At 70.0% G+C, this 25,735-nt stretch carries 19 protein-coding genes and 1 tRNA gene; 9 read left to right on the forward strand and 11 right to left on the reverse strand.

Translation table 11 applies throughout. From position 1 onward, the window contains the following. Positions 1-5: 5 nt before the first annotated feature. From dnaG to VDQ18_RS06585, 7 genes are all read right to left on the reverse strand, one after another. On the reverse strand, positions 6-1,976 hold the full coding sequence (dnaG, locus tag VDQ18_RS06555; protein ID WP_323020181.1) for a DNA primase: 1,971 nt from the start codon (positions 1,974-1,976) through the stop codon (positions 6-8). A 169-nt stretch (positions 1,977-2,145) separates the two neighbouring features. Next, entirely contained in the window at positions 2,146-2,955 is an 810-nt protein-coding gene (locus tag VDQ18_RS06560; RefSeq protein WP_323020182.1) for a DUF4167 domain-containing protein, read from the reverse strand. A 239-nt stretch (positions 2,956-3,194) separates the two neighbouring features. Continuing rightward, positions 3,195-4,022 (reverse strand): peptide chain release factor N(5)-glutamine methyltransferase, encoded by an 828-nt coding sequence (gene prmC, locus VDQ18_RS06565; protein WP_323020183.1) that lies wholly within the window; start codon positions 4,020-4,022, stop codon positions 3,195-3,197. Between the two features lie 28 nt (positions 4,023-4,050). Continuing rightward, a complete protein-coding gene (prfA, locus tag VDQ18_RS06570; RefSeq protein ID WP_323020199.1) occupies positions 4,051-5,106 on the reverse strand; it encodes a peptide chain release factor 1 in 1,056 nt (351 codons plus the stop codon). Between the two features lie 170 nt (positions 5,107-5,276). Next, positions 5,277-7,346, reverse strand: a complete 2,070-nt coding sequence (locus tag VDQ18_RS06575; RefSeq protein WP_323020184.1) for an HlyD family efflux transporter periplasmic adaptor subunit — start codon at positions 7,344-7,346, stop codon at positions 5,277-5,279. Positions 7,347-7,659: 313 nt separating this feature from the next. Then, on the reverse strand, positions 7,660-8,100 hold the full coding sequence (locus tag VDQ18_RS06580) for a TerB family tellurite resistance protein (RefSeq protein WP_323020185.1): 441 nt from the start codon (positions 8,098-8,100) through the stop codon (positions 7,660-7,662). Between the two features lie 86 nt (positions 8,101-8,186). Further along, positions 8,187-8,855, reverse strand: a complete 669-nt coding sequence (locus tag VDQ18_RS06585) for a GntR family transcriptional regulator (RefSeq protein WP_323020186.1) — start codon at positions 8,853-8,855, stop codon at positions 8,187-8,189. Positions 8,856-9,018: 163 nt separating this feature from the next. On the opposite strand from VDQ18_RS06585, the gene VDQ18_RS06590 reads away from it, so the two are divergent. The 6 genes from VDQ18_RS06590 to VDQ18_RS06615 all read left to right on the forward strand — a co-directional run bounded on the left by VDQ18_RS06590 (position 9,019) and on the right by VDQ18_RS06615 (position 17,751). Beyond that, positions 9,019-10,197 (forward strand): pyridoxal-phosphate-dependent aminotransferase family protein, encoded by a 1,179-nt coding sequence (locus tag VDQ18_RS06590; protein WP_323020187.1) that lies wholly within the window; start codon positions 9,019-9,021, stop codon positions 10,195-10,197. Continuing rightward, the gene (locus tag VDQ18_RS06595) at positions 10,194-11,597 is read left to right on the forward strand and encodes an FAD-dependent oxidoreductase (RefSeq protein WP_323020188.1); all 1,404 of its coding nucleotides are present in this window, start codon (positions 10,194-10,196) and stop codon (positions 11,595-11,597) included. Before VDQ18_RS06590 ends, VDQ18_RS06595 begins: the two co-directional genes overlap by 4 nt. Before the next feature lie 46 nt (positions 11,598-11,643). Next, on the forward strand, positions 11,644-12,714 hold the full coding sequence (locus VDQ18_RS06600; protein WP_323020189.1) for a hypothetical protein: 1,071 nt from the start codon (positions 11,644-11,646) through the stop codon (positions 12,712-12,714). A 200-nt stretch (positions 12,715-12,914) separates the two neighbouring features. Next, on the forward strand, positions 12,915-14,873 hold the full coding sequence (locus tag VDQ18_RS06605) for a tripartite tricarboxylate transporter permease (protein WP_323020190.1): 1,959 nt from the start codon (positions 12,915-12,917) through the stop codon (positions 14,871-14,873). Between the two features lie 170 nt (positions 14,874-15,043). Next, positions 15,044-16,402, forward strand: coding sequence for a DUF1800 domain-containing protein (locus VDQ18_RS06610; RefSeq protein WP_323020191.1), 1,359 nt, complete (start codon positions 15,044-15,046; stop codon positions 16,400-16,402). Continuing rightward, positions 16,399-17,751 (forward strand): DUF1501 domain-containing protein, encoded by a 1,353-nt coding sequence (locus tag VDQ18_RS06615; RefSeq protein ID WP_323020192.1) that lies wholly within the window; start codon positions 16,399-16,401, stop codon positions 17,749-17,751. The genes VDQ18_RS06610 and VDQ18_RS06615 overlap by 4 nt, the downstream gene beginning before the upstream one ends. 43 nt (positions 17,752-17,794) lie before the next feature. Here the strand turns inward: VDQ18_RS06615 and VDQ18_RS06620 are convergent, their stop codons facing one another. From VDQ18_RS06620 to pheT, 4 genes are all read right to left on the reverse strand, one after another. After that, positions 17,795-18,352 (reverse strand): hypothetical protein, encoded by a 558-nt coding sequence (locus VDQ18_RS06620; RefSeq protein WP_323020193.1) that lies wholly within the window; start codon positions 18,350-18,352, stop codon positions 17,795-17,797. A 302-nt stretch (positions 18,353-18,654) separates the two neighbouring features. Further along, positions 18,655-18,731: transfer RNA gene (locus VDQ18_RS06625), tRNA-Pro, on the reverse strand. 66 nt (positions 18,732-18,797) lie between these two features. After that, positions 18,798-19,823: a DMT family transporter gene (locus VDQ18_RS06630; protein ID WP_323020194.1), complete on the reverse strand. Its 1,026-nt coding sequence runs from the start codon at positions 19,821-19,823 to the stop codon at positions 18,798-18,800. 230 nt (positions 19,824-20,053) lie between these two features. Next, on the reverse strand, positions 20,054-22,471 hold the full coding sequence (pheT, locus tag VDQ18_RS06635) for a phenylalanine--tRNA ligase subunit beta (protein WP_323020195.1): 2,418 nt from the start codon (positions 22,469-22,471) through the stop codon (positions 20,054-20,056). A gap of 153 nt (positions 22,472-22,624) precedes the next feature. Between pheT and VDQ18_RS06640 the strand changes: the two genes are divergently transcribed. The 3 genes from VDQ18_RS06640 (at position 22,625) to VDQ18_RS06650 (ending at position 25,621) form a co-directional block, all read left to right on the forward strand. Beyond that, entirely contained in the window at positions 22,625-24,691 is a 2,067-nt protein-coding gene (locus tag VDQ18_RS06640; protein ID WP_323020196.1) for a hypothetical protein, read from the forward strand. Positions 24,692-24,753: 62 nt separating this feature from the next. After that, the gene (locus VDQ18_RS06645) at positions 24,754-25,143 is read left to right on the forward strand and encodes a hypothetical protein (protein ID WP_323020197.1); all 390 of its coding nucleotides are present in this window, start codon (positions 24,754-24,756) and stop codon (positions 25,141-25,143) included. 55 nt (positions 25,144-25,198) lie between these two features. Further along, complete coding sequence (locus VDQ18_RS06650; protein WP_323020198.1) at positions 25,199-25,621, forward strand: hypothetical protein; 423 nt, start codon at positions 25,199-25,201, stop codon at positions 25,619-25,621. The last annotated feature ends 114 nt before the right edge of the window (positions 25,622-25,735 follow it).

A 25,735-nucleotide genomic window follows, 5' to 3' on the forward strand; every position in this document is an offset into this window, starting at 1 on the left:
TCGACTCACGGCGGCCCGGGTCTTCGCTTCTTTTTCACCCAGACCTGGGCGTCGATAAGGGACTGAAGTTGCGCCGCAAGCTCGGCGCGGTCCTCGCCCAGATCGGTCGTTGATTCGTTGCTCGCACCGCGTCCGGCACGGTCCAGCGCCGCCGCCGTCTGGCCAAGCCGCCAGGTCAGCGTGTCGTCGGGGATGTCCTCGATCTCGGCCGCCAGTTCGTTCAGCTCGCGCTTGAGAGCGCGGCGCGAAAGCAACACCTGGAAGTCCTCGGTCAGGCAATTGCGCACGAAATCGGGCGCCACCTCGGGGCGCAGCATCGGCGCGATGGCCACATGCGGCAGCGCATGCAGCGTCGCCAGCGCCTCGCCCGCGCGCTCGGCCAGCACCGCGCGGCTGGGGGCCGGATCCTCATGCGCAGCGGCGAGCAGCACAGCCTGCAGGCGGCGGTGATCCTCGCGCCGGGGCTCCAGATCGACCAGCGGGCCGTCGAAATCGGTGATCAGGACGGGATGGGCGAAGAGCGTGGCGAGAATCAGCGCCTCGCGCAGATCCTCGTCCGCGCCCTCGGCCCCGGCGGCCAGCAGCGACCCGCGGGTGCCGGGCAAGGGGGCGGCGGATCCGCCGCCCTTCTTGTCCCAGCCCTTCTTGTCCCAGCTGCCCTTGCGGCCCGGGCGGAACCCGCCGCCGCTGTCGCCGGAAAAGAGCGCCCGGCGCTGCTGGCGGAAATCCTCGGCGTAATGCTCGCGCAGGTTGGGGTCGGTGATGCGGTTCAGCATCTCGCGCAGCCGCCGGTCCAGCGCCGCGCGCCGCTCGGGGCTGTCGAAGACCTGACCCTGGATCTCGCGGTCCCAGAGGAGCCGGGCCATGGGCACGGCGCGGTCCAGCACCGCCTTCATCGCCCCGGCGCCCTGCGCCTTGATCAGGTCGTCCGGGTCCTGCCCGCCGGGCAGAAGCGCGAACCGCAGCCCCTGCCCCGCCGAGACCAGCGGCAGCGCCAGATCGGCCACCCTGAGCCCCGCGCGCAGGCCCGCTGCGTCGCCATCGAGCGCGATCACCGGCTCCTCGTGGAGCCGCCACATCAGGCGCAGCTGATCCTCGGTCACCGCGGTGCCGAGGGGCGCCACCGCGCCCTCGAAACCCGCGTTGACCAGCGCGATCACGTCCATATAGCCCTCGGCCACGATCAGCGGCTGGCCCTTGCCGGTGGCGTTGCGGGCGGGCGCGTGGTTGAAGAGCGCGTTCCCCTTGTGGAAAAGCGGCGTCTCGGGCGAATTCAGATACTTGGCCCGCGCATTCGGGTCCATCGACCGGCCGCCGAAAGCGATGCAGCGCTCGCGCCCGTCGCGGATCGGGAACATGATGCGGCCGCGGAACCGGTCATAGGGTGCGCCGCCGCCGTCGGGCGTGGCGCAGAGACCGGCCTCGATGATCAGCTCGGGCGCGATGCCGGCCTGGGTCAGATGCTGGAACAGCGCCTGACGCTGGTCGGGGGCAAAGCCGATCTCCCACCGCTCGCGCTGCTGGGCGCTGAGCCCGCGCCGGTCGAGATAGGCGCGCGCCTCGGCCGCCTGGGCGCCGTTCAGCTGCATGCGGTAGAAGCGGACCGCCTTTTCCATCACCTCGACCAGCGTGGTGCGCCGGTCGTCGCGCTGGCGCTGGCCGGGGTCGCGGGCAGGCATGGTCATCCCGGCCTCGCGCGCCAGCGTCTCGACCGCCTCCATGAAGCCGAGGTTCTGCGTCTCCTGCAGGAATTTCAGCGCGTCGCCCTTCGCCTGACACCCGAAGCAATAGTAATAGCCCTTGCGGTCGTCGACGTGGAACGAGGCGGTCTTTTCATGGTGGAACGGGCACGGCGCCCAGAGGTCGCCCTTGCCCTGGTTCGACTTCCGCAGATCCCAGGTCACGGCACGGCCGACCACCTGCGCGATGGACACGCGCGAGCGCAGTTCCTCCAGAAATCCGGGCGGCAGCGACATGAATTCCGGCTCTCGGGGTTGTTGGACCCATCATATAGGACGCGGCGGGCGGCCGCGCCACCATTGTGCGATCACGCTTTCCGCCTCGCCGGGCATTCGGGGCCTGAGGGGCGGCAGGGGCTCAGGAAACGAACGGGGACCCGAAGGTCCCCGCAGCGTCCTGGTCCGGTCATTCCGCCGCCGCGTCGGGGGCGGGCTCGGTCGGAGCCTTGGGCTTGCGGCTGCGCGGTGCGCGCGGCTTTTTCGGCGCGGGCGCTTCGGCGGCCGGAGCCTCGGTCGCCGGGGCCTCGGGCGTCTCGGCCGGGGCGGCGGGCGCGGGCGCCATCACCTCGGGCTGGTCGTTGCGACGCGATTCCGGCGTTTCGACCAGCATCGACTCGGGTTCGGCGGGGGAATCGTCGCGCGGATCGCTCGACTCGCGCTGCTGGCGACGTTCCTCGAAGCGGCGGTTGCGCTCCTGCTTCCAGGACGGGCGCTGGTCGCCCTCGCCTTCGCCACCCTCACCGCGCTGATCCCGCGGCTCGTTGCGGCGGTTCTGCTGGTTGTTCTGGTGGCCCTGGCCGCCGTTGTTGTTCTGGTTGTTGGTGTTCTGGCCACCATTGTTCTGGCTGTTGTGGTTCTGGCCGTTTCCGCCCTGCCCACCGCCATTCTGGCCGTTGTTCTGCCCGCCGTTGCCGGGGTTCTGGCCGCCCTGGAACTGCTGGTCGCGCCGCTGTTCGGCCTCGCGCGCCAGTTCGGCCTGGGCCTCGTTCAGCATGCGGGTGTAATGCTCCGCGTGCTGGAGGAAATTCTCGGCCGCGACCCGGTCACCCGAGAGCTGGGCGTCGCGCGCCAGCACCGAATACTTGTCGATGATCTGCTGCGGGGTGCCACGCACCTTGCCCTCCGGGCCCGACGAATCGAACACCCGGTTGACGATGTTGCCCAGCGAGCGCGGACGGTTCTGTTTGGAGCGCGAACGTTTGTTCGATGGTCTCATGAAATCGAGTTCCGGCCTTGGTCGGGTCGCTTGACCCCAAGGCTTCGCCCGAAAGGGCGCGTCAGGGTCAGTCAGTCTGGATTAGCGTGCTCTGGGGCGGAGCGACAAGCGGTGCGACCACTCCCGGCACACCCCGGACTAACCACGCGCCCGGGATCGAGACAAGCCCGAAAGTGGAAAAAACCTGTGAACATCGGCGTCTTTTCGCACAAACGTGGCGGAAAAGGCGCAGAACCGGTCTAGAGGGGCCAATGCGCCGAAACCACGCGGTCGCGGCCGTCGAAATCGGGGTGCAGGGCGATTCCCTGCAATCCGGCCGCCGCCATCAGCCCGGCGACCGCCGCGCCCTGGGTCGGCCCGATCTCAACCATCAGGCGCCCGCCCGGGGTCAGATGCGCCCCGGCACCCCGGGCGATGGCGCGATAGGCGTCGAGCCCGTCGCCCCCGGGGGTCAGCGCCATCCGCGGCTCGCGCAGCACTTCGGGTGCGAGGCCCGCCATCTCGGCCTCGGCGATGTAGGGCGGGTTCGAGACGATCAGATCGAACCGCCCCTCGACCGGCCCGAACCAGTCGCCCTGCCGGAACTCCGCCCGCCCGCTCAGCCCCAGCGTGGCGGCATTCCCCTCGGCCACGGCCAGTGCCGCGGGCGACAGGTCGCAGCCCAGCCCCCGCGCCGCGGGACGCTCGGCCAGCAGCGTCAGAAGGATCGCCCCCGACCCGGTGCCGAGGTCGAGGAGCCGCGTGAAGGGCGCACCCAGCGCCTCGGCGATCAGCGTCTCGGTCTCGGGGCGCGGGTCCAGCACATCGGCGGTGACGTGGAACGCGCGCCCCCAGAAAAGCCTGCGCCCGGTGATATGGCTGACCGGCTCGCGCGCCGCCCGGCGGGCGATGGCTTCCCCGAACACCGCCTGTTCCGCCCCGGCCGGATCGCGCAGGACCAGCGTCAGGCGGTCGGGCGCGATGCCCAGCGCATGGGCCAGCAACAGCCGCGCATCGCGGGGCGCGTCGGCGATCCCGGCGGCGTCGAGCCGCTGGACGGCCTGCGCCAGCGCCTCGCGCAGGATCATCGGGCAAACCCTTGGAAACCCGGGGCGCTCATGCTTCCAGCTCCGCCAGCCGCTCGGCCTGATCCTGGGCGATCAGCGGCTCGACGACACCATCCAGATCGCCGCTCAGGATCTGCGGCAGCGCATAGAGGGTCAGGTTGATCCGGTGATCGGTCAGCCGCCCTTGCGGGAAATTATAGGTGCGGATGCGTTCGGACCGGTCGCCCGACCCCACCTGCGCCTTGCGGTCGGCGGCGCGGGCATCGGCCTGTTTGCGGCGCTCCAGATCGAAGAGCCGGGCGCGCAGCACCTCCATCGCCAGCCGCCGGTTCTGGTGCTGCGATTTCTCGGCCGAGGTGACGACGATGCCGCTGGGCAAGTGGGTGATCCTGACCGCCGAATCGGTGGTGTTGACGTGCTGGCCGCCCGCGCCCGAAGCCCGCATCGTGTCGATGCGGATGTCACTGTCGGGGATCTGCAGGTCGACCTCGCTCGCCTCCGGCAGGACGGCGACGGTCGCGGCCGAGGTATGGATGCGCCCGCCCGATTCGGTGACCGGCACACGCTGCACCCGGTGGACACCCGATTCGAACTTGAGCCGGGCGAAGACCCCCTCGCCCACCACCCGCATCACCGCCTCGCGCAGGCCGCCAAGCTCGGTCGCGGTCTCGGAAATCAGCTCGCAGCGCCAGCCCTTCAGATCGGCATAGCGCTGGTACATCCTGAGCAGATCCGCAGCGAAAAGCGCCGCCTCCTCGCCCCCCGTGCCCGGCCGGATCTCCAGGATCGCGGGCCGCTCGTCGGCGATGTCGCGCGGCAGGAGGGCGATCTTCAGCTCGGCCTCAAGGGCCGGGATCGTCTCGTCCAGCGCGGCCAGTTCCTCCTGTGCCAGCGCTTTCATCTCGGGATCGGCCAGCAGCGCCTCGGCCTCGGCCTTCTGCGCCAGCGCGTCACGCCAGGCGGCAATCGCCGCGACCACCGGCTTCAGCCCCTGATACTCGCGCCCGATCTCTGCCAGCGCCGCGGGGTCGGCCCCGGCGGCGAGTTGCGCTTCGAGATACTCGAAGCGCCGGGTGATCTGATCAAGCGTGTCACGGGGCAGCATGGGGCGGGTTTGCCGCCCCGGCCCCGGCGCGTCAAGGGCGGCCATCTTTGTGCGGGCAATATCCTCGGGGGTTTCTCCAGTAGGGAAACTCCCCTGCGCGGGGGACGTCGCCTCCCGCAACCGGTCACCCGGGACAGAGGGAAACGAGGGCGAAACCCCTCAGCCCCGCCTCACATCCCGACCAGAGCCCGCAGCGCGCCCCAGATCTGGCTCGATTGCACCGTCACCTCGGCCGAACTGCCGACCGGCGCGGTCAGCGGGCGTTCAGGGCGGATCTCGACCCTCGCATAGCGGCCGGCGGCAAAGACATCGTCGTCGAGCCCGGCATAGCCCTGCCAATGCGGATCGAAGCTTACCCGCTCGACAATGCCCGCCATCGAGGTGCCATCGGCCAGCCGGATCCGCGCATGGTTGCCGACCGCGACCTCGCGCGCCTCGTTGCCCAGCAGCAGTGCATGCACGCTCGCCGCCTCACCGGCGGTCAGGACGGCCAGCGGCATGTCGGGGTCGACCCAATCGCCGTTGTGATGGTTGAGCGTCAGCACCGTGCAATCGCAGGGCGACAGGATCGGCGCGCCGGGCTGGCCCTCGCCGGGCGGGACCGGCATGGCGGCGAGTTCGGCGGCGATGACGGTGAGGCGCAGATCGGCGGCGTCGAGCGCGCGCGCATTTTCCTGCGCCGCGCCCTCGGTCTCGCCCAGCGCCGCCTGCACCGCGCGCTCGCGCAGCGTCTCGCGCTCGGCGCTGAGCGTGGCCTGTTCGGCCAGCAGCGCCTGACGGCGGCGGCCGGTCTCGGTCAGCGAGAAGTCGATATCGGTCTGGCGGATGGTGCCCAGACGCTCGCCCAGCGCCACGGCGCGGCCTTCGGTCACGCTCAGATCGGTGACGAAACCGGCTTCGGGCGCCCTCATCTCAGTGGCGGCAACGGTGACCGCGCCGAAACGCGAGGCGATCGAGGATTGGGCGTTCCAATAGACCCCGCCCGCGATCAGCGCGGCCAGGGCCAGCGACAGCCTGAGGCCTATGGCAAAACCGCTCCGAGGCTTGCGGGGTTCGACTTTCGGCGCCTCGGCCACCGGCGCGGCGGCGGCGGCCGGGCTTTTCGGCTTCGGCTGCAGGATCGGCGAGGGATAGGGCCAGGCCTCGGCTTCGGGCTGACGGGGGGCAGGCGCGGGCTGCGGCGAGGCGTAATGCGGAGCGTACTGTTGCGGGGCCTGGGGCGGCAGGGCGGCGTCGGTTTCCTCGAACATCTCGGCCAGCGCCCGGGCCCGATTGGCCAGTGCGTGTTCGGCGATGCGGCGCAGAACTTCGGCCTGCGCGGGCTCCAGGTCGATGAAGGCATAGCGCGCCGGGCGCACGCCGGGATCGGTCTCGGCCGCGACCTGCACCTGCAGGGCCAGCCGCGTCACCCCCCGGGCGATCATCAGCGTCACCTCGGTGATCGGCGCTTCGTCGGCCCCGGGCAGCGGCGCGGCCAGGGTGAAGCCGTAGACGCTCCAGGTCTGGGTCGCGTATTCGAGGCCGCGGAAGGCCACCGCCATCGGCTCGCGCACCAGACCGGGGCCGCGCTGGGGGGCGGCACGGCGCGGGGGGGCGGGCTGGCGGGCTTCGGCCGCGTCGTTCTCCCAATCCTGCAACGAGGCGCCACGGGGGGCGCTGTGACGGAAAGGCGCGCGCTCGGCCTGGGTCGGGGCAGGCATCGCGCCTGCATAGGGCGCTTCGGCATCGTCCTGCCAGGCGGTTGCCGGGTCGGCACCGTCGAAGCCGGGTTCCGCCTGCGCGACAGAGACCGGCTGGGTCGCGAGGGCCTGGCTTCCATTCGGGCGGCGATAGACCGGACCGGCGATGGCGTGATCGTAGCCAGAGTCACCGCCGACGGCCATGGCTACAGCCTGGCGCTGGAAACCGTAGCCGGGAATGTAATGCTCGACCGGGGCGCGCGTGGCCTCGGCCTGCGGCGCCTGCGGCACAGCGCGGACCGCCGGGCGCGACGCGGCAAGGGGTTGCAGCACCGGATCGGGCGCCGTCAGGCGCGCGGCGATCCCCTGTTCGGCGCGTTCGGGGTTGCGGGGCGCTTCGGGCGCGCGGGCAACGGGCGCGGCGGCGCGGGGCGCCGGGGTGGACTGACGGCGCGGATAGACCGGCGGCTGCACGATGGGCGGCAGCTCGCGCGTCGGGCGGTCGGGCTTGGCGCCACCGAGATTGAGGAAATCCTCGGGATCGAAGGGATCATGCCCCATGGCAGCCTCCGTTCGCGCGGGGGGCAGAGGGGCGCAGACCCGTCAGACGGGGCCCCGCCATGTGCCGCTCGGTCAGGCACGGACCCTGGCGGAGGAGATGGATCGAAAGCGCGGCCATGCCCGAACTCGCCTCAAAGATGTGGAAGCCCGGGCGACTCACCCGGAATCGCTTCCCTGTTCATCTTGTTCTCGTCACCAATCGGGGCGAAATTGAGACACAGTCTCGAAAATTGCGTGAACGACCCGACTTCTGGCCGCGACGCCCAGCCGTGCCGGTAACCCCGATGACCGGGTCAGAGGGGCGGGTTCGCACCTAGCCCAGCCGGGCCAGAACCCGCTGGCGGCCCAGCGCGCTGTCATGGTCCGAAACGGCGAGCAAGGGCGCCAGACGGCGCAGCAGCGCGTCTTCCTCGGGATCGCGGTCGTGGTCGATCAGCACGATCTCCCACAGCGCCTCCATCAGCCGGATGCGCTCGTCTTCGTCCATGGCGAATTTCACCACCCGGGTGAAGCGCACGATATCGGCGGCAGCGGCCTGCGCCGCCTCGCCCTTTTCGCACAGCAACTCGGCCTCGGGATGTTCGAGCCCGAACATGTGCTCCAGAAGCGCGACGACGGCGCGGCGCTCCTCGGGCTTGTACTGGTCGTCGGCGCGGGCGGCATCGACCAGCAGCGCGGCGACGGCGACATCGGCGGAAACCTCGGACCGCGGGGCGGCGTCGGGACGAAACAGGGTGCGGAGGACGTCGATCATGACCCCAAGATGCGCGTTCCCGCCGCCGGGGACAAGCGCCCCTTCCGACACGCCAGCGTGAGGCCCCTGCCCCGCCGCACCTGCGCCTAGGTGCCAGACGTCGGCAGCGTCTCCTGCAGGGAGCGCAGCTTGCCCTCCAGATGCGCGGCGAGAAGCCGCCCCAGCCCCTCGGCATCGCGGGCCGTCAGGGCGGCGAGGATCTCGCGGTGTTCCTCGATCGCGTGCTGCCAGCGGGCGCGGGACATATTGGCCATGAAGCGCGCGCGCCGCACCCGGCCCGAAAGCGAGCGATGCGTGGCCACCAGCGCCTCGTTGCCGCTGCCCTGCAGGATCGCCTCGTGAATCGCCTGGTTGGTGCGGAAATAGGCGCTGATGTCGCCGGCCTCGTATTCGGCCTCCATCCGGGACTGAAGGTCGGCGATGGCGGCGATCCCCGCCTCGCTCATCTTGGCCGCGGCCTTGCGTCCGGCCAGCGATTCCAGCGCCATCAGCACCTCGAAGACCTCGGCCAGCCCCTCGGCGCTGATCTCGGCCATGCGGACGCCGCGGTTGGGCGTCCAGGTCAGCAGGCCCTCGGAGGCCAACACCTTCAGCGCCTCCCGCAGCGGCGTGCGCGAGACACCATAGGCACTGGCGAGCGCCTGCTCGTTCACCTTCTCGCCCGGCTTCAGCGGGCCTTCGGTGAAATAGCTGCGCAACTGCTCGACCAGCTGGTCATGGAGCGAGGGGCGGTGGATCGGCTGGAGCAAGGTCATCGGGTCCGCTGGGGCTGCGATCATTGTTTCCTGCATTTCCGGGCAAGACAAGAGGAGCCCGCCGCGAATTGAATGCTTGATTCTGTATTTTGAATACAATATGCACGATTCTCAGGGAAGACAAGACGATCCGGTCCGCAGCGACCGGAGGGGGAGCCAAGACATGACCGGACGCCATCACCTGTTCATTCCGGGGCCGAGTGCCCTGCCCGATGACGTGATGCGGGCCATGGACCGGCCGACCATCGACCACCGCGGCCCGGCCTTTCAGGCACTGGCCCATGACGTGCAGGACGGCCTGCGCTGGATCTTCGGCTGCGCCGGGCCCGTAGTGACCTATCCGGCATCGGGCAGCGGCGCCTGGGAAGCGGCGCTGGTCAACACGCTGTCGCCGGGCGATCATGTGCTGATGTATGAAAGCGGGCAGTTCGCCAGCCTCTGGGCCGAGATCGCCGGGCGCCTCTCGCTCAATGCCGAGATCCTGCCGGGCGACTGGCGCCGCGGGGCCGAGGCCCAGCGCATCGAGGACCGGCTGCGGGCCGATCCCGGGCACAAGATCCGCGCCGTCTGCGTGGTGCATAACGAGACCTCGACCGGCTGCACCGCCGACATTCCGGCGATCCGCGCCGCCATCGACGCGGCCGGGCATCCGGCACTGCTGATGGTCGACACGATCTCGTCCCTGGGCTCGATCCCCTACCGTGCTGACGACTGGGGCGTGGACGTGACCGTCGGCGGCTCGCAGAAGGGGCTGATGCTGCCGCCCGGGATTTCCTTCAACGCGCTGGGGCCCAAGGCGCTGGAGGCGGCGAAGACCGCCACCCTGCCCCGCTCGTACTGGGCCTGGGAGCCGGTGATCCGCATGAACGCGGACGGTTTCTTCCCCTACACGCCCGCCACCAACACGCTGTTCGGCCTGCGCGCCGCGCTTGCCATGATGCGGGCCGAGGGGCTGGAGGCGATCTTCGCCCGCCACCGGCGCCTGGCCCGCGCGACGCGCGCCGCCGCCACCGCCTGGGGGCTGGAGCTGCAATGCGCGGTGCCGTCCGAATACTCCGCCGCCCTGACGGCGCTTCGGGTTCCCGAAGGCGCCTCGGCCGACCGGCTGCGGCAGGTGGCGCTGGCCTCTTTCGATCTATCCTTGGGTAACGGGTTGGGAAAACTCGCCGATCGCGTGTTCCGCATCGGCCACCTCGGGCATCTCAACGACCTGTCGCTGATCTCGGCGCTGGCGGGGGTGGAAATGAGCCTCGGCCTTGCCGACATCGCCCACCAGCGGGGCGGCGTGGCGGCGGCGATGGGCGTCATGGCCGAGGCACAGCGGCAGGGAGAACCGGCATGAAAACCCATCGTCTGGTCCGGGAAATACCCGTCGAAAGCCGTTACGACATTCTGGTGGCGGGCGGTGGCCCGGCGGGTACGGCGGCCGCGATCTCGGCCGCGCGGCTGGGCGCCAGGGTGCTGCTGGCCGAGGCGCAGGGCTGCATGGGCGGCATGGGCACCTCGTCCTATGTCACCACCTTCGGCCCGATGGGCGATGGTGAAAAGGCGCTGGTCGGCGGCTTCTGCCGCGAGCTGGTGGAATCGATGCACCAGCGCGGCTACCTCGGCCCCGGCGTGACGCCCGATTTCTGGCACAAGCATTACAACCGCTGGATCCCCTTCCACCCCGAGGGGCTGAAGCGCCTGCTGGACGAAAAGGCGACCGAAGCGGGTGTCGATGTGCGCTATTTCACCCGGGTGATCGATTGCGAGACCGACGGCACCCGCATCATCGGCGCCGTGCTGAGCAATGTCGAGGGCTATACCTTCGTCGAGGCGGGCGCCTTCATCGACTGCACGGGCGATGCCGCGCTGTCGGCGCTGGCCGGGGCGGAATGCAAGGTGGCGGGCATCGACTGGCCCGATACCGCGCCCGGTACGCTCTGCTCGCTGGTGGGCGGGGTCGACTGGGACGACCCGGCCTATGCCGGCGGGGTCGAGGCGATGGACGAGGTGAAGCTGCGGGTCCGCAAGGAGATCCTGCCGCAGGCGGTGGCCGACGGCCATTTCTCGGAACATTTTCGCTTCATCCCCGGCATGAACAAGCTGGGCGACAGCATCGCCAACATCAACGCCGGTCATGTCTACGGGCTGAACGGGCTGGACAGCAAAAGCCTGTCCGAGGGGATGATGCGCGGCCGGGTCGTGGCGCAGGAATTCCTGGATTTCTACCGCAAATACGTGCCCGGCTGTCAGGACATCGAGCTGGTCTCGACCGCGCCGGTGATGGGCGTGCGCGACACGCGGCGCATTGTCGGCGAATTCACCCTGACGATCGAGGATTATCAGGCCCGCCGCCAGTTCCCCGATCAGGTCTGCGTCTACAACCGCCCGCCGGACAATCACCCGACGAACACCTCCGAGGCCGAATTCGAGCGTTTCAAGCGCGATTTCGAGGGCAACGGCAAGCTGGACCGCGGCGCCTCGGTCGGGATTCCCTATTCGATCCTGGTGCCCAAGGGATGGGAGAACCTCTGGGTCGCCGGGCGCTGCCATTCCAGCGGCCATGCCGTCCACGGCTCGATCCGGGCGCAATCGGCGGCCTATATGATGGGTCAGGCGGCGGCGACGGCGGCCAAGCAATCCCTCGAAACCGGGCAGCCGGGCTGCGACCTCGACACCGAGGCGCTGGTTGGACGCCTGCGCGCGCAGGGCTGCTACCTGCCGCAGACCGAGCTGAGCAAGACCATGACGCGCTGAAGGCAAGGATCACCCGCAAGGGTGAGGCATAAGGGGAGGAGACCACATGCCGAGAACTACCGTACTGGCCGGTCTGGCCGCGCTGGCGCTGGGGACGGCCCCGGCCGTGGCCGAGGACCGCTACGAAGGCGAGACGATCCGCATCGTCATCAACCTCGGCGCCGGGGGCTCGACCGGGGTGATGGCGCAGCTCTTCGCCAATCATTGGGCCGACCATATCCCCGGCAACCCCGATTTCATCGTCCAGCCGGTCACCGGCGGCGCCCAGATGGCGGGCATCATCGAGGCCCGCAATGCCCGCCCCGATGGCCTGACGCTGGCCTGGGTCAGCTGGTCGGGCCCGACCCGCGCCATCGGCCCGGCCTCGCAGAACGTCGACTGGTCGGAATTCGAGGTGATCGCCGGGATGGGCGTGCCGACCATGGCCTATATGCGCAACGACGTGGGCGGCGCCACGGTCACCGGCCCCGGCGATCTGGCGGGCCTCAGCGGGCTGCAGCTGGGCGGCTACCGGCCGGGCTCGTATCTCGACCTGATCGGGCGGATGTCGCTGGATCTGCTGGGCATCGAGTATGGCTACACCACCGGCTTCGGCGACGGGTCGAGCATCGTGGCGGCGCTGCAGCGCGACGAGGTCAATTTCCACGTCACGCCTGCCGGCAATTACTTCGGCGGGATCGAGGACAATGTGGTCGGCGCCGGGATCGGCCTGCCCCTGTGGTACTACGAACTGGCGGGGCCGGATGGCCAGCCGGTGGGGCTGGAGGGCTTCGGCGACATGCCGAGTTTCCGCAGCGTGGTCGAGGATCTGACCGGCGCCCCGCCCTCGGGCCCGCTCTATGACGCCATCGAATGGCTGAACCAGGGCATGGCGGGCACCACCTGGCTGATCGCCGCGCCGCGCGGCGTCGATGCCGAAACGCTGGCGATCCTGCGCGACAGCTTCGCCGCCACGGTCGAAGACCCCGCCTTCCGCGAGGCGGCCACGGCGACGGCGGGCTCGGTCCCGGTCTATACCGGCCCGGCGCAGATGGAGACGATGATCGACGGGCTGCGGGCGGTCGATCCGGCGATTGCCGAGACGGTTACCTCCTATATCGCCTCGGGCACGCAGTAAGCGGGCCCCTGATGCGGCGCGGCCCCCGGCCGTGCCGCATCGACGCTCTGGCACGGGACCGGGCGCGCGGGCCATGGTGGGATGAAATCCCACCCTACGGGCGCCTGTAGGGTGGGATTTCATCCCACCGTCGCCCGCCCCGCAGCGGCCGCGCACCGGGGTCACCACGACTTTCACGACGGGCAGGGGAGGCCCCGAGCATGATCGACGCATTCCTGAGCGGTCTGAGCCTGGTCTTCACCTGGCCCACGCCCCTGTATCTGGGGCTGGGGGTGCTGTTCGGCCTCTGGCTGGGCGCCGTGCCGGGGCTGGGCGGGATCACCGGCGTGGTCATCATCCTGCCCTTCACCTTCGGCATGGACACGGTGCCGGCACTGGCGCTGATCCTCGGCGTCTTTGCGGTGACCGCGACTTCGGACACCATCGCCTCGGTCATGCTGGGCATCCCCGGCACCGCGGCTTCGCAGGCGACGGTGATGGACGGCTATCCGATGGCGCAGAAGGGTCAGGCGGCGCGGGCCTTCGGCGCGGCCTTCACCGCCTCGGCCATCGGCGGCGTGCTGGGGGGGCTGGCCATGGCGGCCTCGCTGCCGCTGATCCGGCCCTTGATCCTGTCCTTCGGCACGCCCGAATTCTTCCTGCTGGGGGCCTTGGGCCTGACCATGGTCGCCACCGTCTCGGGCGGGGCGGTCTCCAAGGGGCTGGCCGCCGCCGCCGCGGGCCTCTTGCTAAGCCAGGTCGGCTTCCCGGTCGCCAGCGAGGAACCCCGTTACTGGTTCGAGATCATGTACCTGATCGACGGCTTCCCGCTGATCCCGGTGGTTCTGGGCCTCTTCGCCCTGCCCGAGATGCTGGACCTTGCCGTGCGCAACGCCTCGATCTCGCGCGTGGACCGGGACGAGACGGAATCCCTGACCGCCGGGATCCGCGATGCGCTCAGGAACTGGTGGCTGGTGATCCGCTGTTCGTGGATCGGCATCTATATCGGCATGCTGCCGGGCCTCGGCGGGATGATCGCCGATTGGGTGGCCTATGGCCATGTCGCGCAATCGAAGCGCCAGCCGGGCGAGCCCGAATACGGCACCGGCAACGTGCGCGGCGTGATCGCGCCCGAATCCGCCAATAACGCCGTCCTCGGCGGGGCGCTGATCCCCACCGTGGGGCTGGGCATCCCCGGCTCGGCCTCAATGGCGATCCTGCTAGGCGCCTTCACCATCCTCGGCCTCGCACCCGGCCGGGCGATGCTAAGCACCCAGCTCGACATCACCTTCTCGCTGGTCTGGATGCTGATCATCGCCAATATCTTCGGCGCGGGGCTTCTGATGCTGATCAGCCGCCAGATGGCGCGGCTGTCGTTCGTCAGCGGGCATCTGATCGTGCCGGGGGTGATCCTGTTCGTCTTCATGGGCGCCTGGCTCGACACGCCCAGCATCGCCAGCTGGCTGACCGTGCTGGGCTTCGGCGCGCTGGGCTATCTGATGAAGCGCGGCGGCTGGCCGCGGCCGGCGCTGGTGCTGGGCTTCGTGCTGGGCCCGGTGATGGAAAGCTCGCTGGTGCTGTCGTGGCAGAGCTTCTCGCCCGCCGATCTGCTGGCGCGGCCGCTGTCCATCGTGCTGGCGGTGCTGCTGGTCGTGGCGCTGGTCTTCGCCATCCGCTCGACGCTGAAGGCGCGGGACGTGTCGTCGCTGCGCGCCGCCAGCCGGGCGATGGGGGGGCATCCGGCCTCGATCTTCCTGGGTCTGGCGCTGACCGCCACCTTCCTTGCCGCCATCGCCCCGGCGCTGGGCTGGCCGCCCTCGGCCCGCCGCTTCCCGCTGGTCATCGCGCCGTTGGGGGCGCTCTTCGCCGCCATCGCCCTGCTCACCGACCTGCGCGCCTGGCCCAGGCGCCCCGCGCGCGAGGGCCGCGGTCCTGACCCCGAGACGCTGAAAAGCGCGGGGTTCCTGCTGGCCGTGGGCGCCATGATCGCCACCGCCTGGGCCTTTGGCCAGCCCGTGGCGCTGGTGGGTTTCGTCGCGCTCTATCTCGGCCTTGCCACGCGCCACCGGCTCGGCTGGACGCTACTCTACGCGGCGGGCGCGGCGCTGGCGCTTTATGTGGTCTATCACCGCGTGCTGCACGTCCGCTGGCTGGAGCCCGCGCTGGCCTTCTGGAGCTGAGGCGGGGGCCGCAGGTATTCGAGGAAAATGCCCCGTATTCTCCGGCGAGGTGTTGAGACTTCGTAAATGACGACCGGCGATAAGGGGACGGTATCCCGCGCGGAGGACCAGAAGGTCCGGCTGCCATAGCCCGGGACGGCGACCGCATCCTTCATCCCCGGCCCTGCCCCATGACCCTCACCGACCCCATTGCGCGCGCCGCCCTGGCCGCCAGCCGCTTCGGGCTGGGCGCCCGTCCCACGACCCTGCAGGACATCGCCTCGGACCCGCGCGGGGCACTGGTTCAGGAACTGACTACGGGCTGGGTGCGGCGCCTGCGCGGCACCCAGCTGCCCGATCCGGCCCAGGCCGCCGCGACCGGCGTATCGGGCAGTTTCACCGACTACGAAGCGATCAACCGGGCCGAGACCATCGCCGCCTTCCGCAAGCGCATCTTCGCCCCGGTCGGCTTCTTTGAACGGCTGGTCATGTTCTGGTCCAATCACTTCAACATGTCGGTCGAAAAGGCCGCGCTGGTGCGCGGCATGCGCGGGGTGATCGAACGCTGCGTGATCCGCGGCACGGCGACGGGCCGGTTCGAGCGCATGCTGACCGCGATCCTGACCCAAGCGGCGATGCTCTGTTACCTCGACAATCAGGAGTCGATCGGCCCCAACAGCCTGATCGGTCTGCGGCGCGGCGCCGGCGTCAATGTCAACCTGGCGCGCGAGGTCCTGGAACTGCACACGCTGGGCTATGGCGCGGGCTATACCGAGGGCGACATCCTGCAGATGGCCTATGTTCTCAGCGGCCACAGCTATGTCCGCGGATGGGAGGCCGACCGCAACCTGAACGGCGGCAGCGACGCGACCCGCGGCCAGTACATCTTTCGCGCCGATTGGCACGAACCGGGGCCGCGGCGCGTTCTGGGCCGGCGCTATACCGGGCGCGCGGGGCAGCTCACGGCCGTGCTGACCGATCTGGCCCGGCATCCGGCAACCGCGCAGCACCTCGCCTTCAAGCTGGTGCAGCATTTCCTGACCGATACCCCCACGCCCGAGATAGTCGACCCCATCGCCCGCGCCTATCTCGACAGCGAGGGCGACCTGATGCAGACGGCGCTCGCCCTCATCGACCTGCCCCAGGCCTGGACCCTGCCGCAGACCAAGCTGCGCACCCCCTACGAGCTGATGGTGGCGCAGGCCCGGGCACTCAACCGGATGTGGCACGATGACGACCTCTGGCTGCTGGTGCAGATCCTCGACGCGCTGGGCCATCGGCCCGGCTACTGGGAGACGCCGGATGGCTATCCCGACGAGACCGCGCATTGGCTCTCGCCCAATGCGCTGCGGATCCGGGGCGACGCGCTGCAGAAAGCCACGCAGCTGCTGCTGACCCGCGCGCCCCTGCCCCAGCCGCCGCGACGGCTGGCCGCCCGGGTACTGGGTCCGGCGCTGAGCGTCGAAACCGCCACCGCGGTGCGCGATTCGGCCGATCCCGTGCAGGCGCTGACCCTCCTCTTCATGGCCCCGGAGTTCCAACGCAGATGACCCGCCCCCAGCCCTCGCCCCATGACTGCGCCGACCACCGCCTGTCGCTGACCCGGCGCGGGCTGATGGGGCTGTCGGTCGGCCTGTTTTCCTCGGCCTTCCTCGGCGAGCGGGCCCGCGCCAACACGCTGAGCGAGGCGCGGCTGCTGATCGTGGTGCTGAGGGGAGGCATGGACGGGGTCTCGCTGCTGGTCCCGGCCTTCGACCCGGCCTATTACGCGGCGCGGGGCGCGCTCGCCGTCCCGCCCGAGGCGGCACTGGCCCTGTCGGGCGGCTTCCTGCTGCATCCGGCGATGCGCGAAGTACAGGCGCTCTATGCCGCGGGCGAGGCCGCCTTCGTGCCCGCCGTCGGCCTGCCCCTGCAGACGCATTCGCATTTCGAATGCCAGGAGGTGCTGGAAAACGGCCTCGGCGGGTCGCGCCCCGGGGCCTCGGGCTGGGTCAACCGGCTGCTCTCGGTCCTGCCCGGGGGCGAGCCGCTGCGCGACGGACGAGTGCTGGCCATCAACAGCAACCCGCTGATCGTGCGCGGCAGCGAGCCGGTGCTCGACTGGTCCAGCACCTGGTTCCCCCGCCTGCGCACGACGACGCTGGCGCCGCTGCACCAGATCTATGCCGCCCGCGACCCCGAGCTGCTGGCGATCCATCGCCTGGGGCTGGAGGTCGACGCCATGGCCGGAACGGGCGCGTTCCAGAACGATCCGACCCTGCCGCCGGTGGTCAACGGCTTCCGCGGCGCGGCGCGGCTGCTGACGACGGCGGGCGGGCCCCGGGTGGCGGTGCTGACCATCGACGGCTGGGATACCCATGCCGATCAGGGGGTGCTGGACGGGCATTTCGCCGAACGCCTCTCGACCCTCGACCGCGCCCTGGGCGTACTGCGGCGCGATCTGGCCGGGGTCTGGGACAGCACGGCGGTAGTGGTGACCACCGAATTCGGCCGCACGATCCCCGCCAACGGCACCCGCGGGACCGACCACGGCATCGGCATGCCGGTGCTGCTGGTCGGCGGCGCCGTGCGCGGCGGCATCCACGGCGACTGGCCGGGCTGTCGCCCGGGCGAGTTGCTCGAGGGTTACGATCTGCGCCCGACCCTTGACCTGCGTTCGGTCTTCAAAGGGGTGCTCAGCGGTCATCTCGGCGTGGATCAGGCGCAACTCGACGCCGTGGTCTTCCCCGACAGCGCCCAGGCGGCCCCCACCCTGCAGGGGCTGGTCACTGAAACCACCATCCGCCACCCGCGTCCCGCCGCGGATGCGCCGGACCCGCGGCCGCTGAGCGACGCCCAACTCGCGGTGCCGACCCCGATCCTGGCCTATCGGCAACAAAACGGGCTCTTCGTGCCGTGAGGCGCGCTGGCTCCCGGGCGCAGCGACACGCGACGGGACCCGCTCACGTCGCGCTGATCGTCACCCCGCGCGACAGAAAGACCTGGCCGATATCCATGAAACGGCAATGGTAGCCGACAATGAAACGCGGGCTCGTGGTAAATCCCGGAACCGCGCGTTCTTCATGGACAAGAAACTGAATACCGGGAGGCTGAATATCCTCAGCTGACAGGGCAAAAGCACGCTCGGCCACCGCCCGGATAAAAATATCGGGGTGTTCCCCGTCCAATCTGATCCGGCGGAAATTCCGACTGGCGAGGCTTTCCTCCGATGACGCCGCCGGCGCGACGACGCCGATCACCGTCCAAACCGGCCGGGCCTGGGTCACCATCAGCTCCTGCAAACGCTCAAGGCAGAGGGTGACCAGAGCTTCCCGCTCGGGCACCGAGGCATGGATCAAGGCCGCGCGCCGCCGCTCTTCCTCGGCCCGCAATTGTGCCCTGTAGGTTTCGGTCTCGGCGGAAACACCGTCGCTGAGGGAAAGACTGGCCTCGTCGCCCGGATCGGAAAACCAGAACAGAATTGCGGAAAGAATCGCGAGCGCGACAAGAGAAACCTTCACGTTTCACCCAAACACCAATTACCAACACGAAATGAGCTAATCGCATCCCCGGTATTCGGACAAGAATTATTTACCGCCGACCGCCCCTATTGTCTTAGGGGCGCCGGCGGCGAAACCAGGCCCCTTTCGCCCGCAACACCGTAAGCACACCCGAAATCGCCCACCGGGATGCCAAAGCCCCCGCGCCGAGATCGCGAGACCCGGTCAGCAACCCGCCAGCCTCGGTCAGCACCTGTCACGAACGGCACCAGGGTCACCTGACCCGTGCCAGTTCGTCCAAGCGGGAAATTTTCTGGAAATACTGGTCGGAGTGAGAGGATTCGAACCTCCGGCCCCTGCCTCCCGAAGACAGTGCTCTACCAGACTGAGCTACACTCCGACCGTGGGGCGGGGATTACCCCGGCGCGGCGGGGTTTGCAAGGGCAGATCGCGTGCCAAAAGCAGGTCAGCGCAAAGGATTTTCCGCCTCGGCCATCGCTTCGGCCAGAGCCTCGCCGCGGTCCTCGTCCGGCATGACCGGACGGGGCGCCGCAACCGATTCGTTGCGCAGGCGGGTGCTCTGCACCGGGCGGTTGGCCGAGACGTCGCGCCGCGATTCCCGGAACACGATGTAGAGGCCCGAGGCGATGATCAGCGAGGCCCCCGCCACCGTCCAGCGGTCGGGCGATTCCCCGAAGAGGAGCGCGCCGTACAGGGTGGCCCAGACGATCTGCGAATATTGCATCGGCGCGACCAGCGCGGCCTCGGCCCGGCGATAGGCGCCGATCGAGAGGTTCATCGCCCCGAAGGCCAGCAGCGCGATCAGCGCGACGATGCCCAGATGCGGCAATTCCATCGGCACATAGACCAGCGGCAGGGTCGCGGCCATGATCACCACATTGGCCAGCATCGGATAGAGCAGCAGCACCGCCGGGCGCTCGTCCCGGCCGATCTTGCGCACGATGACCCCGTTCATTGCCGCCGTCATCGCCGAGGCCAGCGCCGCCAGATGGCCGAGGCCCAGCGCCTCGCCGCCGCCCGGGCGCAGCACCACCAGCACGCCCGCCAGCCCCACCGCCACGGCAAGGCCGCGGTGGATGCCGACCTTCTCGCCCAGCATCGGGATCGCCAGCAGCGTGACCAGCAGCGGCGAGGCGAAGAGGACGGCATAGACCTGGGTGAGCGGCAGCACGGTGAAGGCATAGAACGCGCCGCCGGCCGAGATGACCACGCAGCCGGTCCGCGCCGCCGACCAGCCGGGATGGACCGCGCGCAGCGTGCCGGGTTCGGGGTCGCGGATCAGCATGAGAACCAGGAGCGGGAAGCTCATCAACCCCATGAAGAACATGATCTGGAAGACGCTGTAGCTTTCGCCAAGGATGCGGATCAGCACGTCATGGGTGGCGTAGAGCGCGAAGCTGCCCAGCGCCATCATCGGCCCGACAGGGCCCGAGGGGGCCCGGATCGGCGCGTCGCTATCGGAATGACTCATGGGCGAGGAACTCTGGGGCCGGGATCGGCAGCGGGGGGAAGTTAGCGGTCACATCGCAACCCTAGGGCCGCGAGAGGGCCGGGGCAAGGGAGGGGGGCCAGCCCCCCTCTTCGTCCCCGCAGGCGGGGCCGAATTCACCCCCCGGGATATTTGGGGCGCAAAGATGCGGCAGGTCGCGCGCAAGAAAAAGGGGCCGCAGGGGCCCCTTCCTGTGGTTCTGGCCGGCCGGATCAGCCGCGCAGCGTGCCGCCGGTGGCCTTGGCGACCTTGTCGACGATCTTGGCGGAGACGGCCTCGATCTCGTCCTCGGTCAGGGTCTTGCCCTGCGGCTGCAGGCGCACGGCGATGGCCAGCGATTTCTTGCCCGGGCCCATCTGGCTTTCGGCCTTCTCGCCCGAGAATTCGTCGAAGACCCGCACCGCCTCGATCAGCGCCTTGTCGGCGCCCTGGGCGGCGTTGACCACGGCCAGCGCCTCGACCGAGGTGTCCACCACGAAGGCGAAGTCACGCTCGACCGCCTGCAGGTCGTTCAGCACCAGCGCCGGGCGGGTGGCCGAGGCGTTCTTCGGCATCGGCGCCGCCGCCACCGGCAGGGTGAAGGCCACCGCCGCGCCCTTGATGCCATAGGCTTTCAGGATGCGCGGATGCACCTCGCCGAAGGTCGCCAGCGCGTTCTTGCCCAGCGTCAGGCGCCCGGCGCGGCCCGGGTGGAACCAGCCGGCGACGTTGCGGTCCGATTGCGTGCGGGCGGGGGCGCCGATGGCGGCGAGCACCGCCTCGGCATCGGCCTTGGCGTCGAACAGGTCGACCGGACGGCGGGCGTGATGCGGGTCGCGCGGGCCGTTGGCGCCGATCAGGAGGCCGGTCGCATGGATCGCCTGTTCGCCGGGCTCGCCGCCGTGGAACACCGGGCCCAGCTCGAAGAGCGCCATGTCGGCGAAGCCCCGCGCCTGATTGCGGGCCGCGGCCTGCAGAAGGCCCGGCAGCAGGTCGGGGCGCATATGCGTCATCTCGCTGGAGATCGGGTTCTCCAGCTTCAGCGCATCTTCGCCACCACCGAACAGCGTGGCCGAAGCCGCGTCGATGAACGAATAGGTCACGCATTCATGGTAGCCCAGCGCCGCCAGCGTCCGCCGCATCAGGCGTTCGCGCTTTTGCAGCGGCGTCAGGATCGGCGCCGGCACACCCGCCTGCGGGCGGCGCATCGGCTTGCCTTCCAGCTTGGTCAGCGAGGCGACGCGCGCCACTTCCTCGACCAGATCGGCGTCGCCCAGCACGTCCGGCCGCCAGCTCGGCGGCGTGGCGCGGTCGCCTTCCAGATGGAAGCCCAGCGATTCCAGGATGCGGCGCTGTTCGGCCTCGGGGATTTCCATCCCGACCAGGCTGGAGCACCGCGCCGCGTCGAAGCGGTATTCGCGCGCGGTGTCCGGCACGGCGCCATCGACGACCACCTCGGAGGGCTCGCCGCCGCAGAGGTCGAGGATCATGCGCGTCGCCAGTTCCAGCCCCGGCAGGGTGAAGGCGGGGTCCACACCGCGCTCGAACCGATAGCGCGCGTCCGAGTTGATCTTCAGCGCGCGGCCGGTGGTGGCGATGGTGATCGGGTCCCAATAGGCCGATTCCAGGAACACATCGACCGTCTCGTCAGTGCAGCCCGAATGCTCGCCGCCCATGATCCCGGCGATGCTTTCGACGCCCTGGGCGTCGGAAATCGCCATCATGTCGGGGGTCAGCGCATAGGTCTTGCCGTCGAGCGCGAGGATTTCCTCGCCGCCTTCGGCGGGATGGATGCGCAGCGCCCCGCCCTCGACCTTGGCCAGGTCGAAGACATGCAGCGGCCGGTTATGGGCGAAGGTGAAGAAGTTCGTCACGTCGACCAGCGCCGAGATCGGGCGCAGCCCGATGGCCTTCAGCCGCTGTTGCAGCCATTTCGGCGAGGGGCCGTTCTTCACGCCGCGGATGACCCGCCCGGCAAACAGCGGGCAGCCCTTGTCCTTCAGCGCCGGGTCGATGCTGACCGAGATCGGGCTGGGGAACGCCCCCGCCACCGGCTGCACATCGAGCGGCTTCAGCGTGCCGAGACCGCGCGCGGCCAGATCCCGGGCGATGCCGCGCACGCCCAGCGCATCGGGGCGGTTCGGGGTGATCTTGATGTAGATCATCGGGTCATTGAGACCCGCATAATCAATATAGCGCTGGCCCAGCGGCGTGTCGGCGGGCAGGTCGATGATGCCGTTATGGTCGTCCGACAGCTCCAGCTCGCGCTCGGAACACATCATCCCGTTGGAGGCCTGCCCCCGGATCACGCCCGGTTTCAGGTCGACGCCGGTGCCCGGGATATGCGTGCCGACGGGGGCGAAGACGCCCACGAGGCCGGTGCGGGCATTGGGCGCGCCGCAGACCACCTGCACCTCTTCGGCCTTGCCGCCGGGGCCGTCCAGCACCTCGACCCGGCACAGGTTCAGCTTGTCGGCATCGGGGTGCTTCACCGCCTCGATGATCCGGGCGATGCGAAAGGCGCCCAGCGTGGTGGCGGGATCCACCACCTCCTCGACCTCGAGGCCCAGATCGGTCAAGGCCTCGACGATCGCGTCGAGGGTGGCCGTGGTTTCCAGGTGCTCCTTGAGCCAGGACAGGGTGAATTTCATCGCCGGACCTTCGCGGTTGGTTTCGGCGCCCTGTTAGCCGATTGCCGCGGCCAAGGAAAGCCACCCGACCCCTGCCTGCCTTGCAGCGTTGACAGGGGCGCCGAGCGGGCGAATACTTTTTGCATTCCTGCCGCCGCACCGAGGGAGGATGCGATGCTGAAAGGAGTGCTGCTTGCCGCGCTGGTCCTGACCTGCGGCCCGCCTGCGGCAGCCCAGAGCCCCGTGCAGGACCAGATCGCCCGGGAGCGCGCCGAATTGCGCCAGCAGATCGAGGGGATCGCCCGGGCCTACGCCGGGTTCGCCGCGCCCGGGGCGCAATTCGGGGCCGCCGGCCTCAGGGCCACCTTCGGCGCCCACGCCGTGATCCCGCCGCAATACGAGGCCCAGCTCGGCGCCAATGCAGCGGCCTTGCAGGAAACGCTGCGGGCGCTGGAAGACGGCCGCCCGATGACGCTGGAAGCGATCCGCCGCTTCCGCCGCGCGCTGGCCGAAAGCGAGGTGCGCGAGGCGGCGATGCTGGGCACGACGCTGTGGAACCTGTCGGTGGCGCGGATGCGCCGGGCCAGCGGCGCCCCACCACAGCGCGACGGCTATCAGTTCTCGCGCTATGACTACGACGCGGAGGGGCGGCTGACCGGCGGCCAGCCCTATTTCCTGCCCTATGACGCGGCGGTGTTGGAGGCCGAGGCGCTGGCGGCGGCGCGGGTGGCGCCGATGCGGGTGGAATTCCGGCTGGGCGTCGTCAGCATCGACAGCGCGGCGGCGTTCGATGATCGGGCCGAGGCCGAGGCGGCGCTGGTCCCCCTGCGCGAGGCTGCGGCGGCGGCAGCGCGCGCCGTCGCCCGCCACGAAGCCGCGCTGGCCGAGGCCGAAGCTGCCTTCGCCGCCGAGGCCGAGCCGCTCCGCGTCCGGATGGAGGCGGCGATCCGGGCGGCGGGCGACGACCGGGCCGCCATCGCCCGCGAGCGGTCACTGGCGGCGGCGGCCTTCCGCAGCCTCGCCGCGACCAGCGACATCCGGCGCGAGGCGCTGGCGGCAGCGCGGGCCGAATTGTCAGACCACGAGGCGGCGCTGCGGGCGGCCGAGACCCGGCTGGCCGAGGGCCAAGCCGCAGGTCTGCCGACGCTGGAGGAGATCACGACGCCCCACGCCCAGCTTCTGGCCAGCGCCGACCGCCAGAGCGACCTCGCCCGGCTGGACGAGGCCATTGCCGCCTTCGAGGCCGCGGCGCGCGAGCGCGAGGCGATGCGCGAGCGGACGCTGGTCCTGTTCGGGCAGGCCGCCGACCGGGCCAATCAGCGGGCGCTGGACCTGCAAGGGGCGACGGTCCTCTCCTACCAGCTTCAGGCCAATCTTCAGGCGCTGGTGCAGGTCTTCGACGCCGCCACCGCCTCGCGCGGGCATCCGCATGTCTTCGCGGGGCTCCTGATCGTGCAGGGGGTCAGCAACCTGATCGCCCCGCCTGACTACTACGACAACAACCGCCGTGCCGATCCCAAGACGCCCGCCCAGCTCGACACCGACCGCGCCACGATCAGCGCGGCGCTGAACGACAGCGTGACGACGGCGACGGCGGGCTATCTCGTCGGCCCCGCCGCCCGCACCATGGTCGAGCGGTTGCAAGGCGCAGAGGCCGGGATTGCGGCCGAGGCCGCCTTCGCGGCCCGCACCCGGGCGGCATTGGGCCAGCGGCTGGCGGGCGGCGTGGCCCGGATCGGCACGCTCAGGGCGCAGTCGCATGTCGGCGCGGTGGTCGAAGCGCTGATGCTGACCGCGATCACTGAGAGCCTGAAGCAGGCGCTGGCCAATGCGGTGACCGATGGCAGCGTCATGGCGCTGGCACAGGAACAGCTGGCGCTGCATGTCGCCGCCCTGATGCTGCGCGAGAACGCCCTGCTGGAGGAAGCCGATACCGAAGCGCTGACCCGCCTTCGCGCTGCCCGCGCCGACCTGCTGGCCCGCCTCGGCCGCCGCCTGCCGGGGCGGGCGATCAGCCGCCCGGCGCTGGAGTATCGCCGCAACGACCCGTTCCTGCCCGAGGCGGAGACCTGGATCACCGTCCGCTTCGACGGCCCCGCGCCCGAGGCCACGCTCTTCGTCAACGGGATCGAGGCCGAAGCCTCGCCCGAGCCCGGCCAGTTCCGGCTGGGCGCGGGCCTCATCGCCGAGCTGGCGCGGGGGGCGGTGCCGGATCTGGACCTCGATCTGGTCCTGCGCTGAAAGGAATTGGCATCCGCGCCCGCAGGCGGCACGATGGGGCCTCAGCCCCGCCGGAGGTTCCCGTGAAGCATCCCGCCGTCCCGATCATCGTCGCCGCGCTCTGGATCATGATCAGCGAATTCATCCGCAACGAATTCCTGTTCAAGGCCTATTGGCAGCGCCATTACGAGGGGCTGGGGCTGGCCTTCCCCGACGCCGCGCTGAACGGCGCCGCCTGGGGGCTGTGGTCGCTGTGCCTGGCGGTGCTGCTGTGGATGCTGCTCCGGCGCTTCTCTCTCCTCGAGGGGGTCGGCGTCGCCTGGTTCGCGGGCTTCGTGATGATGTGGGTGGTGACGGGCAATCTGGGGGTCCTGCCCTTCGCGCTGCTGCTCTATGCCGTGCCGCTGAGCCTGCTCGAGGTGCTGGTCGCGGCGCTGATCCTGCACTACTGGCCGCGCGAGCGGCGCGTTTGAACCGGCGGGCGCTGGCCGCGGACCCATGGCTGGTCCCTCAACCCCGGAGCCCCCGATGCTGCGCCTGACCCTCGCCCTTTTCCTCGCCGCCAGCCCCGCGCTGGCCAGCAACGAACGCGCCTTCGCGCCGAACCCCGATGGCACGGTCTCCTTCACCATGCCCTCGGGCAATGTCGGCTGCACCTTCATCCCGGCGGGCGGCACACCGGTCTACCAGACGATGACCGGCATGGCGGAACTGCATTGCACCATCGTCGAGCCGGTCTACACCACCGTCGTCCTTGAGGCGCATCTGGGCGCGCCGCAGCCCATAAGGGGCGGCGAGGCGCCGGGCCTGCCGATGGCGGGCACCCTGCCCTATGGCAGTTTCTGGCAGGCCGGACCCTTCACCTGCCTCGCGTCCCGCAACGGGCTGACCTGCACCAATGCCTCGGGCGCGGGCCTCAGAATGGCAAGGGCCGGGGTCGACACCTGGTGACGCCCCGGCCCCTTTGGCCCATTGACAGAAATCAGCGGCGGGGATCGTCGCTGTCGTCTTCGTCCTCGTCTTCCGCATCCGGCAGGTTGAAGAAGCTGTCGGCGTTCGAGTAAT

It is taken from the genome of Pararhodobacter sp. (assembly GCF_034676075.1).
Lineage (GTDB): Bacteria > Pseudomonadota > Alphaproteobacteria > Rhodobacterales > Rhodobacteraceae > Pararhodobacter.

Coding starts and splice junctions, on each gene's coding strand:
- dnaG (WP_323020181.1), bottom strand. CDS start 1,976: ATGTCGCTGCCGCCCGGATTTCTGGAGGAACTGCGCTCGCGCGTGTCC.
- VDQ18_RS06560 (WP_323020182.1), bottom strand. CDS start 2,955: ATGAGACCATCGAACAAACGTTCGCGCTCCAAACAGAACCGTCCGCGC.
- prmC (WP_323020183.1), bottom strand. CDS start 4,022: ATGATCCTGCGCGAGGCGCTGGCGCAGGCCGTCCAGCGGCTCGACGCC.
- prfA (WP_323020199.1), bottom strand. CDS start 5,106: ATGCTGCCCCGTGACACGCTTGATCAGATCACCCGGCGCTTCGAGTAT.
- VDQ18_RS06575 (WP_323020184.1), bottom strand. CDS start 7,346: ATGGGGCATGATCCCTTCGATCCCGAGGATTTCCTCAATCTCGGTGGC.
- VDQ18_RS06580 (WP_323020185.1), bottom strand. CDS start 8,100: ATGATCGACGTCCTCCGCACCCTGTTTCGTCCCGACGCCGCCCCGCGG.
- VDQ18_RS06585 (WP_323020186.1), bottom strand. CDS start 8,855: ATGACCTTGCTCCAGCCGATCCACCGCCCCTCGCTCCATGACCAGCTG.
- VDQ18_RS06590 (WP_323020187.1), top strand. CDS start 9,019: ATGACCGGACGCCATCACCTGTTCATTCCGGGGCCGAGTGCCCTGCCC.
- VDQ18_RS06595 (WP_323020188.1), top strand. CDS start 10,194: ATGAAAACCCATCGTCTGGTCCGGGAAATACCCGTCGAAAGCCGTTAC.
- VDQ18_RS06600 (WP_323020189.1), top strand. CDS start 11,644: ATGCCGAGAACTACCGTACTGGCCGGTCTGGCCGCGCTGGCGCTGGGG.
- VDQ18_RS06605 (WP_323020190.1), top strand. CDS start 12,915: ATGATCGACGCATTCCTGAGCGGTCTGAGCCTGGTCTTCACCTGGCCC.
- VDQ18_RS06610 (WP_323020191.1), top strand. CDS start 15,044: ATGACCCTCACCGACCCCATTGCGCGCGCCGCCCTGGCCGCCAGCCGC.
- VDQ18_RS06615 (WP_323020192.1), top strand. CDS start 16,399: ATGACCCGCCCCCAGCCCTCGCCCCATGACTGCGCCGACCACCGCCTG.
- VDQ18_RS06630 (WP_323020194.1), bottom strand. CDS start 19,823: ATGAGTCATTCCGATAGCGACGCGCCGATCCGGGCCCCCTCGGGCCCT.
- pheT (WP_323020195.1), bottom strand. CDS start 22,471: ATGAAATTCACCCTGTCCTGGCTCAAGGAGCACCTGGAAACCACGGCC.
- VDQ18_RS06640 (WP_323020196.1), top strand. CDS start 22,625: ATGCTGAAAGGAGTGCTGCTTGCCGCGCTGGTCCTGACCTGCGGCCCG.
- VDQ18_RS06650 (WP_323020198.1), top strand. CDS start 25,199: ATGCTGCGCCTGACCCTCGCCCTTTTCCTCGCCGCCAGCCCCGCGCTG.